The organism is Magnetococcales bacterium, from assembly GCA_015228935.1.
In the GTDB taxonomy this organism is placed as follows: Bacteria; Pseudomonadota; Magnetococcia; order Magnetococcales; family DC0425bin3; genus HA3dbin3.
The window spans coordinates 1-12,954 of record JADGCO010000010.1 but is presented as its reverse complement, the minus strand read 5'-3'; the positions used below and the strand labels follow the sequence as shown (position 1 = coordinate 12,954).

General features: G+C 54.9%; 15 protein-coding genes. 5 read left to right on the top strand and 10 right to left on the bottom strand.

Translation table 11 applies throughout. The features are described 5' to 3' along the window. The 5 genes from HQL65_04580 (at nucleotide 1) to HQL65_04560 (ending at nucleotide 3,611) form a co-directional block, all read left to right on the top strand. Nucleotides 1-210, top strand: a complete 210-nt coding sequence (locus HQL65_04580; protein MBF0135493.1) for a hypothetical protein — start codon at nucleotides 1-3, stop codon at nucleotides 208-210. After that, entirely contained in the window at nucleotides 207-1,256 is a 1,050-nt protein-coding gene (locus tag HQL65_04575; GenBank protein ID MBF0135492.1) for a ketoacyl-ACP synthase III, read from the top strand. Before HQL65_04580 ends, HQL65_04575 begins: the two co-directional genes overlap by 4 nt. A gap of 155 nt (nucleotides 1,257-1,411) precedes the next feature. Further along, on the top strand, nucleotides 1,412-1,708 hold the full coding sequence (locus tag HQL65_04570; GenBank protein ID MBF0135491.1) for a hypothetical protein: 297 nt from the start codon (nucleotides 1,412-1,414) through the stop codon (nucleotides 1,706-1,708). 15 nt (nucleotides 1,709-1,723) lie between these two features. Next, nucleotides 1,724-3,430 carry an HAD-IIIC family phosphatase gene (locus tag HQL65_04565; protein MBF0135490.1) on the top strand — a complete coding sequence of 569 codons (1,707 nt, stop codon included), beginning with the start codon at nucleotides 1,724-1,726 and terminating at the stop codon, nucleotides 3,428-3,430. 40 nt (nucleotides 3,431-3,470) lie between these two features. Beyond that, nucleotides 3,471-3,611 carry a hypothetical protein gene (locus HQL65_04560; GenBank protein ID MBF0135489.1) on the top strand — a complete coding sequence of 47 codons (141 nt, stop codon included), beginning with the start codon at nucleotides 3,471-3,473 and terminating at the stop codon, nucleotides 3,609-3,611. 88 nt (nucleotides 3,612-3,699) lie between these two features. On the opposite strand, the gene HQL65_04555 is transcribed toward HQL65_04560, so the two are convergent. The 10 genes from HQL65_04555 to HQL65_04510 all read right to left on the bottom strand — a co-directional run bounded on the left by HQL65_04555 (nucleotide 3,700) and on the right by HQL65_04510 (nucleotide 12,857). Continuing rightward, nucleotides 3,700-5,004: an ammonium transporter gene (locus HQL65_04555; GenBank protein MBF0135488.1), complete on the bottom strand. Its 1,305-nt coding sequence runs from the start codon at nucleotides 5,002-5,004 to the stop codon at nucleotides 3,700-3,702. Between the two features lie 29 nt (nucleotides 5,005-5,033). Next, nucleotides 5,034-5,372 (bottom strand): P-II family nitrogen regulator, encoded by a 339-nt coding sequence (locus HQL65_04550; GenBank protein MBF0135487.1) that lies wholly within the window; start codon nucleotides 5,370-5,372, stop codon nucleotides 5,034-5,036. Between the two features lie 393 nt (nucleotides 5,373-5,765). Continuing rightward, nucleotides 5,766-6,413 (bottom strand): endonuclease, encoded by a 648-nt coding sequence (locus HQL65_04545; GenBank protein MBF0135486.1) that lies wholly within the window; start codon nucleotides 6,411-6,413, stop codon nucleotides 5,766-5,768. A gap of 9 nt (nucleotides 6,414-6,422) precedes the next feature. After that, a complete protein-coding gene (locus tag HQL65_04540; protein MBF0135485.1) occupies nucleotides 6,423-7,202 on the bottom strand; it encodes an rRNA pseudouridine synthase in 780 nt (259 codons plus the stop codon). Beyond that, entirely contained in the window at nucleotides 7,195-8,208 is a 1,014-nt protein-coding gene (gene trpS, locus HQL65_04535) for a tryptophan--tRNA ligase (GenBank protein MBF0135484.1), read from the bottom strand. Before trpS ends, HQL65_04540 begins: the two co-directional genes overlap by 8 nt. Before the next feature lie 85 nt (nucleotides 8,209-8,293). Next, nucleotides 8,294-8,755, bottom strand: a complete 462-nt coding sequence (locus HQL65_04530; GenBank protein ID MBF0135483.1) for a hypothetical protein — start codon at nucleotides 8,753-8,755, stop codon at nucleotides 8,294-8,296. Next, a complete protein-coding gene (locus HQL65_04525) occupies nucleotides 8,752-10,128 on the bottom strand; it encodes an AAA family ATPase (protein MBF0135482.1) in 1,377 nt (458 codons plus the stop codon). The genes HQL65_04530 and HQL65_04525 overlap by 4 nt, the downstream gene beginning before the upstream one ends. Nucleotides 10,129-10,192: 64 nt before the next feature. Then, complete coding sequence (locus HQL65_04520; protein ID MBF0135481.1) at nucleotides 10,193-10,849, bottom strand: site-2 protease family protein; 657 nt, start codon at nucleotides 10,847-10,849, stop codon at nucleotides 10,193-10,195. After that, nucleotides 10,846-11,547 carry an ABC transporter ATP-binding protein gene (locus HQL65_04515; GenBank protein MBF0135480.1) on the bottom strand — a complete coding sequence of 234 codons (702 nt, stop codon included), beginning with the start codon at nucleotides 11,545-11,547 and terminating at the stop codon, nucleotides 10,846-10,848. The genes HQL65_04520 and HQL65_04515 overlap by 4 nt, the downstream gene beginning before the upstream one ends. Nucleotides 11,548-11,609: 62 nt before the next feature. Continuing rightward, on the bottom strand, nucleotides 11,610-12,857 hold the full coding sequence (locus HQL65_04510) for a lipoprotein-releasing ABC transporter permease subunit (protein ID MBF0135479.1): 1,248 nt from the start codon (nucleotides 12,855-12,857) through the stop codon (nucleotides 11,610-11,612). Nucleotides 12,858-12,954 lie beyond the last annotated feature (97 nt).

Genomic DNA, 12,954 nt, shown 5'->3' with positions numbered 1-12,954 from the left:
ATGGAAGCTTTTCTGGAGCAACTCGCCGAAATACTCGATACGGATATCGAACTGACATTCGACACCGTCCTGTCAACCATCGAAGAGTGGGATTCACTGGCCTGGCTGCACTTCATGACCCTGGCCGATGAAACCTATGGCAAACAGATCAAAGGCAAGGATCTGGCCAAATGCAAAACAGTCCAGGATCTTTACGGAATGGTCACATGAACGCACCCACATTTCACTTGCAGATACGCGGCGTTGCCCTGACGGTCCCTGCCCAGGGTCTGGCCATGACCGAGCTGGGCAAGGAGTTTGGCGACAACGAGGTGCAACGCATCATCAAGGCCACCGGCATCGAGCGGATCCGCATCGCCCCGGAAGGGGTGTGTGCCTCCGACCTCTGCGTCCATGCGGCGGAAAACCTCCTGAAGACGCTCGACTTTGACCGGCAGCAGATCGGAGCCATCCTCTATGCCTCCCACTCTCCCGATCACCCCATGCCCGCCACGAGTTGCATCCTGCAACACCGGCTGGGCCTGCGCAACGATCTGGCCGCTTTTGACATTCCCTATGGATGTTCCGGGTTTGTCTACTCCCTGATCCAGGCGGCCATGCTGCTCCAAACCGGGCTGGCCGAACATGTCCTGATCCTGGCCGGGGATACCATGGTGCGCAAGGTCAACCCCCTGGATCGTGCCCTGCGCATGGTGTTGGGCGATGGCGGAGGGGCGGCTTTGGTCTCGCGTGGCGAACATCCGGCGGTGGTCCGTTTCGGAACGGACGGTTCCGGGGCAACCAGCCTGACCATCCCTGCGGGAGGTTTTCGCCTGCCCCATTCGCCCAAAACCGCCGAGGTGGTCGTCGCGGAAGATGGCTCCGGGCGCAGCCAGGACAACCTCTATATGGATGGCACGGCCATTCTGCGTTTTGCCCTGGATCGGGTTCCCCCGCTGGCCGATGGCCTGCTGGCCGCTGCCGGCTGGGATAAATCCGAACTGGAGTATGCCTTTCTCCATCAGGCCAACGGTTTCATCGTCGATTATCTGCGCAAAAAACTCAAGCTGCCCAAGGAAAAGGTGCCCATCCACCTCGGTGATTACGGCAACCTCTCCCCGGCGAGCATTCCCCTGGTCCTCTGCAAGGAGTTGCACGACAAGGCCGTCATGCCCAAAAAGGTCATTCTGGCCGGATTTGGCGTCGGTTTTTCCTGGGCAGGCATGGCCACCAGCCTGGAAGGATGTCGCATGTTGCCCATACAGGAAATGGCTTGATGGTGATGTCGTAAGCAAAAGGATTCAAAGAAAACTGGAAAACATGTTTTTATTGGGGCGCTGCCCCAAACCCCGCCAGGAGGAAGGGCGCAGCCCTTCCTCCTGGACCTCCATCCCAGTCTTTTATAAATTTTATTAAATTCAAGGAGTTGGTTATGGGAGAGGAAGTCGAGGTTCGTGACCTGGTAATGACGGCGGTCACCAACGCCCTGCGCATGAAAGGCCGTCGTACCGATGATCTCAGCGGGGCATCGGTGCTGATCGGAACCGATGCCATCATCGACTCCATCAGCATGGTCACCCTGATCGTGGAGATCGAGGAGAGCGTGGCCAATCGGTTTGGCAAGGAGGTCATTCTGGCCGGGGATGGCGAAATATTTGGTGCCGAAAGTCCCTTTCGTACCCTGGATCTGCTGGTGGCGCACGTACTGCGCCTGTTGGCCGAAGATTGATCCGGGGTTGCCCGCATGGACATGCACGCCGTTACCACGCTGATTCTGGCTGACTTTACCATCGATCCCCTGGCCGACCGGCTCAACAATCGGCCCGGCCTGCCGGGTTTTCAGGCGCGGGTGGGGCCGTTTGATCAGGTGATGCCGCTTTTGCTCGATGCCCAGCATCCCGTTTGGCAGCCCCAGCCGGATTTGCTCATCCTCTGGACCCGACCGGAACGGGCCGTGCCGGAATATGGCCGTTTTCGGGACGGGTTGGAGATTGGCGAACAGGCTGTTCTGGATGGCGTCAACCGCTTTGCGGATCTGATCCGCCAAGCCGCCGGACGGGCGGGGATGATATTTCTGCCGTCCTGGGTACGACCACCCTTTGAACGGGGTCTGGGGGTGTTGGACATGCGTCCGGGTTTGGGCATCGGACAGCTTGTGTACCAGATGAACCTGCACCTGAGCCGTGCCTTGCAGGACGTGGCCAATGTCCGGATCCTGGATACCCAGCGTTGGCAGCTCCAGGTTGGTCACAACGGTTTCAATCCCAAACTCTGGTATATGGGCAAAATGGCCTTTACCCCGGCCATTCATGACGTTGCCAGCGCGGAGATTGCCGCCGGTCTCCTGGCCCAGGCCGGTCTGTCGCGCAAAATCATCCTGCTGGATCTGGACGATACCCTTTGGGGTGGCATTGTTGGCGAGGTGGGTTGGGAACACCTGAATCTGGGTGGTCATCAGGCGGCGGGGGAGTCGTTCGTTGATTTTCAGCGTGCCTTGAAGCGTTTGAAAAATCGCGGTATTCTCCTCGGAATTCTGAGTCGCAACGATGAATCCGTGGCCATGGAGGCCCTGACCCGCCATCCGGAAATGATTTTGCGCCCGGATGATTTTGTCGGCTGGCGGATCAACTGGTCGGACAAGGCCAGCAATCTGGCGTCGCTTCTGGAGGAGGTCAATCTCCTGCCGCCGGCGGCTGTTTTCATTGACGATCAACCCGCCGAGCGGGCCAGGGTCCGGGAGGCATTCCCGGAGGTGTTGGTGCCCGACTGGCCACGGGACAAACTGCTCTATGTGCAGGCACTGGAAAGCTTGGCCTGTTTTGATCCGGCCCAACTGACCGACGAGGATTTGCATCGCACCGAAAGTTATGTCGCCGAACGCAAGCGCCAGGAGACCCGCCAGACGGTGACTTCCATGACCGAATGGCTGGCAGCCCTTGAGTTGCGGATTCAGGTGGAGAGAGTGCAGCCGGTCAATCTGGCCCGGTCTGCCCAGCTTCTCAACAAAACCAACCAGATGAATCTGCGCACCCGGCGTCTTCTGGAACCGGATTTCATGCAATGGGCGTCCGACCCGGGGCATGCCTGTTTTGTGTTTCGGGTCATGGACCGGTTCGGGGATTATGGCTTGACGGGTATTGCCAGTCTGGCCCTTGCCCGGCAGGATAACCGGTCAGTTGCCCAGGTTGTCGATTTTGTTCTGAGTTGTCGGGTGATGGGGCGGGGCGTGGAAAAAACCATGTTGCACGTTCTGGTGCAGGAAGCCCTTGATCTGGGCGCGGAACTCCTGGAAGCCATCCCCCTGCCCACCGCCAAAAATGGTCCCTGCCGCAAATATTTCCAGACCGAATCCGGTTTGCACGCCCAGCCGGCAGAGGCACTGGATCGTTATACATGGGATACCCGGAATCCCTATCCCATTCCGGAACATGTGACCCTGGAATGCAACTGACAAACGAAGTTATTCTTGCCGAATTATTTTCTGATCTGACTTGGACCACTTTCTGGTCGAGTGGGAAGACCAACAGGATGCCATCGAGGCGGATCGTCTCTATCGGGAGTTCAAGGAGAGTGGGGAAAAGGGGATTCCCTGGGAACAAGTCAAGGCGAAGCTGGATGCGGGCAAGCAATAAAAAACCCGGGGGTGGGGATCCCCCGGGTTGGGCAGAGGAGTTGCTGATTTGTTACGATCTCTCCCAGAGGGTGCTGCCACGACAGGGATCAGAGGTTGTAACCGCGTTCATCGTGGAGGGAAATATCCAGACCCATGGTCTCTTTTTCGTCATCCACGCGCAGTCCGATCAGGGCGTCGAGGATTTTCAGGAGGATGAAGGTGACGATGGCGCAGTAGACGATGGTGGTACCGGCTCCCATGGCTTGGGCGGCGAACTGGCTGCCCATGCTATCGATCCCTTTGGCAAAACCGACACCACCGAGCGATGGGGAGGCGAAAATTCCGGTCAACAGGGCACCGATGATGCCACCGATACCGTGGACCCCGAAGGCGTCCAGGGAGTCATCATAACCCATGGCCCTTTTCAACGAGGTGGCACTGAAGAAGCAGAGGACACCTGCTGTCAACCCGATGGCCAGGGCACCCATGGGTCCAACAAAACCCGAAGCGGGGGTGATGGCGACCAGACCTGCCACGGCACCGGTGACAATACCCAGGGCACTGGGTTTGCCGTGTTTCATCCATTCTGCGAGCATCCAGGAGACGGCGGCCATGGCGGTGGCAATTTGGGTGACGGCCATGGCCATGCCGGCGGTTCCATCTGCGGCCAACTGACTGCCGGCGTTAAAGCCGAACCAACCCACCCACAACATGCCGGCTCCGGTCACGGTCAAGGGCAGACTGTGAGGTGGCATGTGGGTTGTCGGATATCCCTTGCGCTTGCCCAGAACCAGGGCTGCCACCAGACCCGCCACCCCGGCATTGATATGCACCACCGTGCCACCGGCAAAATCCAGAACGCCTTTGCTGCCCATCCAGCCACCACCCCAGACCCAATGACAAACCGGTACATACACCAGGGTAACCCACAGGACCATGAATACCAGCATGCTGGAAAACTTCATGCGCTCCGCGAAAGCCCCGATGATCAGGGCCGGGGTGATGATGGCAAACGTCATTTGGAAGATGACGAATACCGACTCCGGAATGGTTTGTTTCAGGGAGGTCGGCGTGATCCCGATCAGGAAGAGTTTTTCCGTACCGCCCAGCCAGGCATTCAGGGAACCGCCATCGCCGAAGGAGAGTGAATAGCCATAGAGTGTCCACAGCACGGTCATGACGGCGGTAATGGCAAAACACTGCATGAGGACGGACAAAACGTTTTTGGCCCGCACCAGGCCCCCGTAAAACAGGGAGAGTCCGGGAATGGTCATGAACAGCACCAGGGCGGTGGAGGTCAACATCCAGGCTGTATCCCCGGAGTTCAGTTTATCCTCGGCCCAGGCCAAATCCGGCAGGGCCAGAAGGGGCAGGGCAACACTCCCCATCCGGAGGAAAGGCGTCGCACGCATGATTGTCTCCTTCGTGACATGTTCGTCAATCAAATGGTTGTCTCGCCGGTTTCCCCGGTACGGATCCGCACAACCTGCTGCAAATCCAGCACAAATATTTTCCCGTCACCGATCTTGCCGGTATGGGCCGAGTTCCGGATCGCTTCCAGGGTTTGTTCCAGAAGGGAGTCAGGGACGGCAACCTCGATCTTCAGTTTGGGCAAAAAATCCACCTGATATTCGGCTCCCCGATAGAGTTCGGTATGTCCTTTCTGCCGACCAAAACCACGGACCTCGGAAACCGTGATCCCCGTGATTCCAACAGTGGTTAATGCCTGACGCACATCATCCTGTTTGAATGGCTTGATGATTGCAATCACCCATTTCATACCGAGTCTCCTTCCGTCATGATTATGTTGGCAACCATATGGGGTGCCTGATCTCCATACTCCATATTGATCCACATGCTGCATTGGTGTTCAATCACAAGAGTTGGATAAGTTACCGCACAGGATGTGCCAAGAATGTAATCTATTGAAATATATTGATATAAATTCAGGTGCCGCACAATGTGGACCAGGGATGCATAAAAAATAATCAATCACCTGTTTGTTTGCTTGGCAAAAGGTGTGGCGGATTGGATATGCCTAAAAAATAGACATACCTCCGCCCGACACGCCGCACAGGGTCGGAACACAGGTCCGTCAGGTCAACAAAAGAATACCGACGATTGGTTCTGGGGCAGGATTGGATTGGAAGGATTTAACACAGTGCAAACTTGATCAGGGTGATCCGGCAGGAAAAGGACACGCCGTGAGCGGGCAATGAGTACAGAGGGGGCGTTTTTGGCAGTGGGTTTTGGCATGGGCGACAATCAGAGCATGAAACTCTCCCAAAATTTCAGGATCGGGAGGCAATGCCGCATGAATCATATTCTGAATGAGATCATAATCGGCTTCTGCATCCACCCAGCCCAGGCGATGGAACAGACGTTTGGTGTAGGTGTCCACGATAAAAAAAGGTCGCTTGGCCTCGTAGCAGAGAATGGAGTCGGCAGTCTCCTTGCCGATGCCGTGGACCAGCAACAGGGTTTTGCGCAGGGAATCGGTGGCCATCTGGAACAGACGTACCGGATCATCGCCAAAAGGGGCAAGAAAGTTTGCCAGAGCTTGCAAACGTTTGGTCTTGATCCGGAAATAACCGGCAGGGCGGATCAGGGCATGCAATGTGGCCTCGGGAACCGAGCGGATGGCAGCCGGATGGAGCAGACCGGCAGCAGCCAGAGCTTGCACGGCTTTGTGGGCCTGGGTCCAGGCCGTGTTTTGCACGAGGATCGCACCCACCATCATTTCAAACGTGCCCTTGGCCGGCCACCAATGACGCGGACCATGAACAGCCAACAATATTTGAAAAAGATCGTGGGGAGTCATGGCCAAAGGTCATCGTTGGCGGGATCTGTTGCCAGGCATGTTGGGCTTGAATCCGGCAGCCTGACGCAGCCGCAGGCTTTCCTGGGGATCCAAAGGCCGCCATTTGCCCACGGGCAACTCGCCCATGTTCACCCCGCCATAGGCAACCCGCATCAGGCGCGACACCTCCATGGAGAGGGTGGCAAAAATGCGCCGGATCAAATGATTGCGTCCCTCCCGCAAGGTAAGCGTCAGCCAACTGTTGGCACCGCCGGTATGGTCCAGGGTGATATCCAGGGGACCGGTCGGGCCATCTTCCAGGTTGACACCTCTGCGCAGTTCGGCGAGCAACTGTGGACTGACTCGACCATGCACCCGCACACGATAGACCCGTTCCACCGCCTGGCGCGGATGCATCAAGCGATGGGCCAACAAGCCGTCATTGGTCAGCAGGATCATCCCCTCGGAGAGATAGTCGAGTCGTCCAACCGTGACCAGGCGTGGGGCATCGGCACCAAACAAATCAAACACCGTGGTCCGGCCTTCAGGATCGTGGCGGGTACACATGATACCGGGGGGTTTGTTCAGGACCAGAAGAAGTCGTTCGAGCCGTCCCCGTTGGATCGGATGACCATCGAGCGCCACGGTATCCTCTGGTTTGACGCGCACCCCTTGCTGGGTGACAACCACGCCATTGACCGCCACCCGGCCATTCTGGATCCATGTTTCACCTTCCCGGCGTGAACAAAGACCCGCCTCCGCCAGCCACTTTTGCAGGCGTACCCCTTCAGTCGCAGCCGTTTCAGTCATGGAAACGTCTCCGATCCAGGGGCAGACCCAGGGTTTCCATCACCCGGCGCATGATTTTTTCGGCACGGAGTCTGGCCTGTTCGGCACCTTGTTCCAGAATGTGTTCCAGACCGGCCTGATCGGCCAGCAAATCCCGATAACGTTGCTGGATCGGTTCCATCTGGGCAATCACGGCCTCGGCGGTTTCCACCTTCAATTTGCCATAGAGATTGTGACTGAAATGGGTCAGGGCTTCTTCGCGGGTATGGCCCGTGGCCACGCACCACAACTCCAACAGGTTGGTCACACCGGGTTGTTCGGTTTCGTTGCAGCGGATCGTGGCCGTGCTGTCGGTGACGGCTTTTTTGAATTTTTTCAGGATGTCCTTGGGAGCGTCCAGGATCATCACCCGGGCCAGCTCGGATTCAGCACTTTTGGACATTTTTTTGGTGGGTTCCTGGAGGTCCTTGACCCGTGCCCCTTCTTCGGCAATCAGCGGCTCCGGCACCTGAAAAACCTCTCCATAAAGATTATTGAAGCGCAGGGCCACATCGCGGGTCAGTTCCAGATGCTGTTTTTGATCTTCGCCCACGGGAACCTTGTGGGTGCCATACAAGAGAATATCCGCTGCCATCAACACCGGATAGGTAAACAGGCCGGCATTGACATTGTGTTTATGGCGCTGGGCCTTGTCCTTGAACTGGGTCATGCGTTCCAGTTCGCCGATCTGGGTAAAGGTGGCGAGCAGCCAAGCCAGTTCGGTATGGGCCGGGACATGGCTTTGCATGAACAGGATGCTGCGCTGCGGATCCAGGCCACAGGCCAGATAGAGTGCCGCCAATTCCCGACAGCGCTGACGCAGTTCGGCGGGATTCTGGCGCACGGTCAGGGCATGCAGATCGACGACGCAAAACAGGCAATCGTAACTCTCCTGCATGGCCACCCAGTGGCGCAGGGCACCATAATAATTGCCAATGGTCAATTGGCCAGTGGGTTGTGCCCCGGAAAAGACAATGGGGCGCACCAGGTTGCTACCATTCACGCTGACATCTCCTCGGTTGGGTGATACTCGTTTGCGCTAATATTTCATACGCCAATGCAATGAATAAAGACTATGAACCAGGTTGACTGTCATATCCGGCCAAATGATGATCAAGAGACCAGATTTTGACTCGTGTCATGGGAAATTTTTTACAAATAATTTCCCAATCTTTGATAATGGATAAATCGGCAAAGCCAATCCCACTCATGGCATGATCAGGAAATTCATCCAACCATAAACTAATCGAATCTAATGTCGGAAAAGGAAATGGTTTCCAGGGTGTTACACCTTCAATGGATTTGGTAACGGTTTTAACAAAAAGATTACCCCATTTTCGCCGATCCTGTCCATTACGGATATCGGCCACATGACTGCCAGTTTCCAGAATTGTTGCCATAGGTAGAAAAAAAGTATTTCTTTGTTTTGTGTATTTATTGTATTCTTGGACAATTCCATCTCTATTTTGATTGAAGGAAGGTACGTCAAGAATATTTAATAAAATATTTGTATCTATAACAAGAATATCGCTCATGACATTTCGTTTCCCATACTCGCATGCATGTCAGCAAGATCTTTATTCAATTCTTCCAACCATTCCAAGGCCATTTTTTTCTTGGCTTCTGGACCGGGATGATATTTGACAAATTTGTCCATGATGCCCGACGTCATGAGGTACCCCATACTTCCCCGACACAGGAGTTCCGGATTATCAGGAACATCTTGCATGCGTATCAGGCGACTGTACCCGTCCTTCGGATCCCGGTAGCAGAATACGACATCCGGTATGGCACTCATGGGCAGGGCATCCAGCATGGCGGGATTGTGGCTGCTGAGCAGAACGCGCAAATTCCGTTTTTCCGACAAAAAAGCAATTTGTTTCAATAGGCCTTCAACGCGACTGGGATGAATTCCGTTGTCAATCTCCTCAATGACAACCATACCTCTTTCCTGAATCGAAAGCATGGCCGCAGCTATGGCCAAGACGCGCAGGGTGCCATCCGAAAGCATGGATGCATCAAATTCCTGGACTCTTCCGCCAAATGTCTCCCGGATTTTGATCATGACTTCATCGCGGGGTGTTGGTATGAAAGAGATGGTTTCAATATCTTGTTCTGGCAGACTACGGATAAATTTTAAAATATCTGCACGATTTTCTTTTTCCTGATCCGTCAAATCAGTTTCTGTCTTGTTTCCTCCCCAAAGATGGAACAAGACGCTGGATAAATTTCTCCCATCTCCGAGCAGCATTTTTTCGTTCCTGAAACTGTAGCCTCGCATCATGCTTGGAACGGGATCAATAAAAAGTATGTTTGACAACCAGGATCTGAAAAAAGAAGTTGCACCCAGGATTCTTTCCTGGGATTCCTTATGACCCTTTTGAAATTTTGCAGGTCCATCCAATTGAAAAAAAATAGTGAGCTGGTCACTACAGGTGATTCTGGGTTTGTTTCCACCACGAGCAAAATTATTATATTCCACTCGAACATCTGTTCCAAAACCTTCATCTCTTCCAATTATTTTATAAAGATATGACGTGCCATTTCCAAGTTTTTCTCGCATTTCTTCATTGACAATATGCAGAGCATCATCCTTATCAATATTCATGGATAAAGACAGGGAAATGTTTTTCTCATTTGTTTTACCATGGCAGGAAAAAAATACATCGGAGTCGGTTACTGAAACAATATCCCGAACACGTCCTCGCAACAGAAGACTACCATCCTGGATTGCCTTCTGGATATTATGCAGCCGATTGCCTTGTGCCAACCAGGAGAGCAATCGCAACGCTTCAATGGTATTGCTCTTGCCGGAGGCATTGGCACCGATCAGCATTGTCAAAGGTGCCAAGTGCAAAGTAGATTCTTTATAGCTTCTGAAATTTTTCAGGGTGAATTTGTCCAACATGACGCACGACCTTTCAGGCAAAGGCGGTCAATGAAACATATTCTTACGTATTTTATCAAATCAATCAATGTCCCGGAGTGACCATCCCCGCAAACAGGGTCAAGAACCAACCGGTGACGGGATTGATGATTTTGCCCATGAGACCGCTCATGGCCAGGATGGCCACCACCACGAGGCCATACCGATCCAGGGATGCCCAAAAACGGCCCAGCGACAGGGGCAACAGGACGGTCAACACCCGTCCGCCATCGAGGGGGGGAATGGGAAACAGATTGAACACGGCCAGGACCACATTGACGACAATGGCGGCCTCCAGCATGCCATACAGCGGCACGGCAAAAAAGGCGGGGAGGTGCATGACCAGGCGGGTGGTCAGGGCACAGCCGGCGGCCAGCAGCAGATTCATGAGAGGCCCGGCGACCGCGACACAAAACAGGGCAACCCGAAATGACCCCCGAAAATAACGGGGATTGATGGGCACCGGCTTGGCCCCTCCAAAGGCAAAGCCGACCGTATAAAGCAGCAGAACAGGAACCAGGATGGTCCACACCCAATCGATGTGGGGGAGGGGATTGAGGGTCAGGCGACCCATCCGGCCCGGGGTTGGATCGCCGAAGAGGGACGCCATATATCCATGTGCCCATTCATGCAGCGTGATGGCAAAGACAATCCCGGGTCCCCATAGGAGAACCTTCTGGATTATTTCACTCGTATCGGTCATGTTGCACCTTCGGCGGTGACCTCGATCAGGTAACCATCCCGCAGATGGAAACGTCGATCCAGGCGGGCAGCAAGTTCCGGGTTGTGGGTCACCATCAGGCAGGTGAGACGCCGTCTTCGATTCAGATCGACGAAAATTTGAAAAACGGTCTCGGCAGTGACCAGGTCCAGATTACCGGTCGGTTCATCGGCCAGCAGCAAAGCCGGCCCATGCACCACCGCCCGGGCAATGGCCACCCGCTGTTGTTCGCCGCCGGACAATTGCCCCGGTTTGTGGTGCATCCGGTTGGCCAGACCCACCTCGGTGAGAATCTCTTCGGCCTGGGTGCGGGCGGTTTGCCACTTTTGCCGCCCGATCAACAGCGGCAACATGACATTTTCCACCGCAGAAAATTCCGGCAACAAACGATGCGACTGGTAGACAAAGCCAATGTGCTGGTTGCGCATGCTGGCCTGCTGGACGGCACGCAAGGCGAACATATCCTGTCCGTTCAACAACACCTGCCCCGAGGTGGGACGATCCAGACAGCCCAGAATCTGGATCAGGGTGCTTTTGCCGGCCCCGGAAACCCCTTGCAGGGCGGCCATCTCGCCCACTTCCAGACGGAGCTGCACCCCTTTGAGAATGGTCAGGTTTTGGGCCGGAGTCTGGAACGACTTGACCACATCCCGGGCTTCAAGAAGGGGCGTTTCACTCATGGTGCAAGGTCTCCAGCGGATCTTCCGCGATCCGGGCAAATCGATACGATGGCCAGAATGTGTTACTCATAGCGCAAGGTCTCCACCGGATCCACACGCGCTGCCCGCCAGGCGGGATACAGGGTTGCCAACAGGGTGATCAACAGACTGATGCTCGTGACCATGATCACGTCGGAACGCAGGACCACCGAGGGCAAATGGTCAATAAAATAAACATCCCCGGACAGAATCCGAATTCCGAATTGCCGTTCGATAAACTGCAATACCGGTTCCAGATTGAAGGCCAGCAGAAGACCCAGCAGGGTTCCCATCAGGGTACCGGAGAGACCGATCACGCCGCCGTTGATGACGAAAATGGTCATGATACTTTTCGATGTGGCCCCCATGGTCTTGAGAATGGCCACATCCCGTCCCTTTTCCATCACCACCATGATCAGACTGGAGATGATGTTGAACGCCGCCACGAGTACCACCAGGAACAAAATAACAAACATGGTGGCCTTTTCAATTTGCAGGGCACGGAAAAAATTGTGATTCATCTGCATCCAATCCTGGACCGAATAGCCGAATTGCAGCTCTTTTTCCAGGAACTGGCGGGTGGTGAAAGCGGTGTCGGGATTGACGGTGCGAATTTCGATACCGGTCACCTGTTCATCGAAACGGAAAAAGGTTTGGGCATCCGCCAGGTGAATGTAGGCGAGGGTCTTGTCATATTCGTACATGCCCGAGTCGAAAATGCCTGCCACATGGAAGCGTTTCATGCGTGGCATGGTTCCCAGGGCCGTGATGTTGCCAACAGGGGCCACCATGGTCACCGGCTGGCCGACATGCACGCCAAGATTGGAAGCCAGGCGGTCTCCCAGGATCACCCCGTATCCCAGAAGATTTTGCAGGGAGCCTTGCTTCATGTTTTTGGCGAGCGAGGAAATATTTTTTTCCCGTTCCGGATCGATGCCGCGCACGACAACCCCGGCGGCCACGCCACCGGAAAGCAGCATGGCTTGTTGCAGAATGTAAGGTGATGCGGCCACGACGTTGGGTGCTTTGAGAACCCGTTGCAGGACATCTTCGTAGGCGGGCATTTTTCCGCCCGGATATTGGACAACCACATGGCTGGTGACCCCGAGAATTTGTTTTTGCAGCTCCTCCTTGAAGCCGGTCATGACGGCCAGCACGACGATGAGCGCCGCCACCCCGAGGGAGACCCCACCCACGGAGATCACGGTGATGACCCCGATGAAATGGTTTGACTTTTTGGCGCGCAGATAGCGCAACCCGATCAGCCATTCATAACGTTGCCGCAAAAGCATGGGAGAATCTCTCAGAGGCTGTCTAATAACTTGTTGAATTCGAAAAAAACAAATGAAAAACTGGGATGGAGGTCCAGGAGGAAGGGCTGTGCCCTTC

Coding starts and splice junctions, on each gene's coding strand:
- HQL65_04570 (MBF0135491.1), top strand. CDS start 1,412: ATGGGAGAGGAAGTCGAGGTTCGTGACCTGGTAATGACGGCGGTCACC.
- HQL65_04580 (MBF0135493.1), top strand. CDS start 1: ATGGAAGCTTTTCTGGAGCAACTCGCCGAAATACTCGATACGGATATC.
- HQL65_04555 (MBF0135488.1), bottom strand. CDS start 5,004: ATGCGTGCGACGCCTTTCCTCCGGATGGGGAGTGTTGCCCTGCCCCTT.
- HQL65_04545 (MBF0135486.1), bottom strand. CDS start 6,413: ATGACTCCCCACGATCTTTTTCAAATATTGTTGGCTGTTCATGGTCCG.
- HQL65_04540 (MBF0135485.1), bottom strand. CDS start 7,202: ATGACTGAAACGGCTGCGACTGAAGGGGTACGCCTGCAAAAGTGGCTG.
- HQL65_04510 (MBF0135479.1), bottom strand. CDS start 12,857: ATGCTTTTGCGGCAACGTTATGAATGGCTGATCGGGTTGCGCTATCTG.
- HQL65_04575 (MBF0135492.1), top strand. CDS start 207: ATGAACGCACCCACATTTCACTTGCAGATACGCGGCGTTGCCCTGACG.
- HQL65_04530 (MBF0135483.1), bottom strand. CDS start 8,755: ATGAGCGATATTCTTGTTATAGATACAAATATTTTATTAAATATTCTT.
- HQL65_04525 (MBF0135482.1), bottom strand. CDS start 10,128: ATGTTGGACAAATTCACCCTGAAAAATTTCAGAAGCTATAAAGAATCT.
- HQL65_04520 (MBF0135481.1), bottom strand. CDS start 10,849: ATGACCGATACGAGTGAAATAATCCAGAAGGTTCTCCTATGGGGACCC.
- HQL65_04515 (MBF0135480.1), bottom strand. CDS start 11,547: ATGAGTGAAACGCCCCTTCTTGAAGCCCGGGATGTGGTCAAGTCGTTC.
- HQL65_04565 (MBF0135490.1), top strand. CDS start 1,724: ATGGACATGCACGCCGTTACCACGCTGATTCTGGCTGACTTTACCATC.
- HQL65_04550 (MBF0135487.1), bottom strand. CDS start 5,372: ATGAAATGGGTGATTGCAATCATCAAGCCATTCAAACAGGATGATGTG.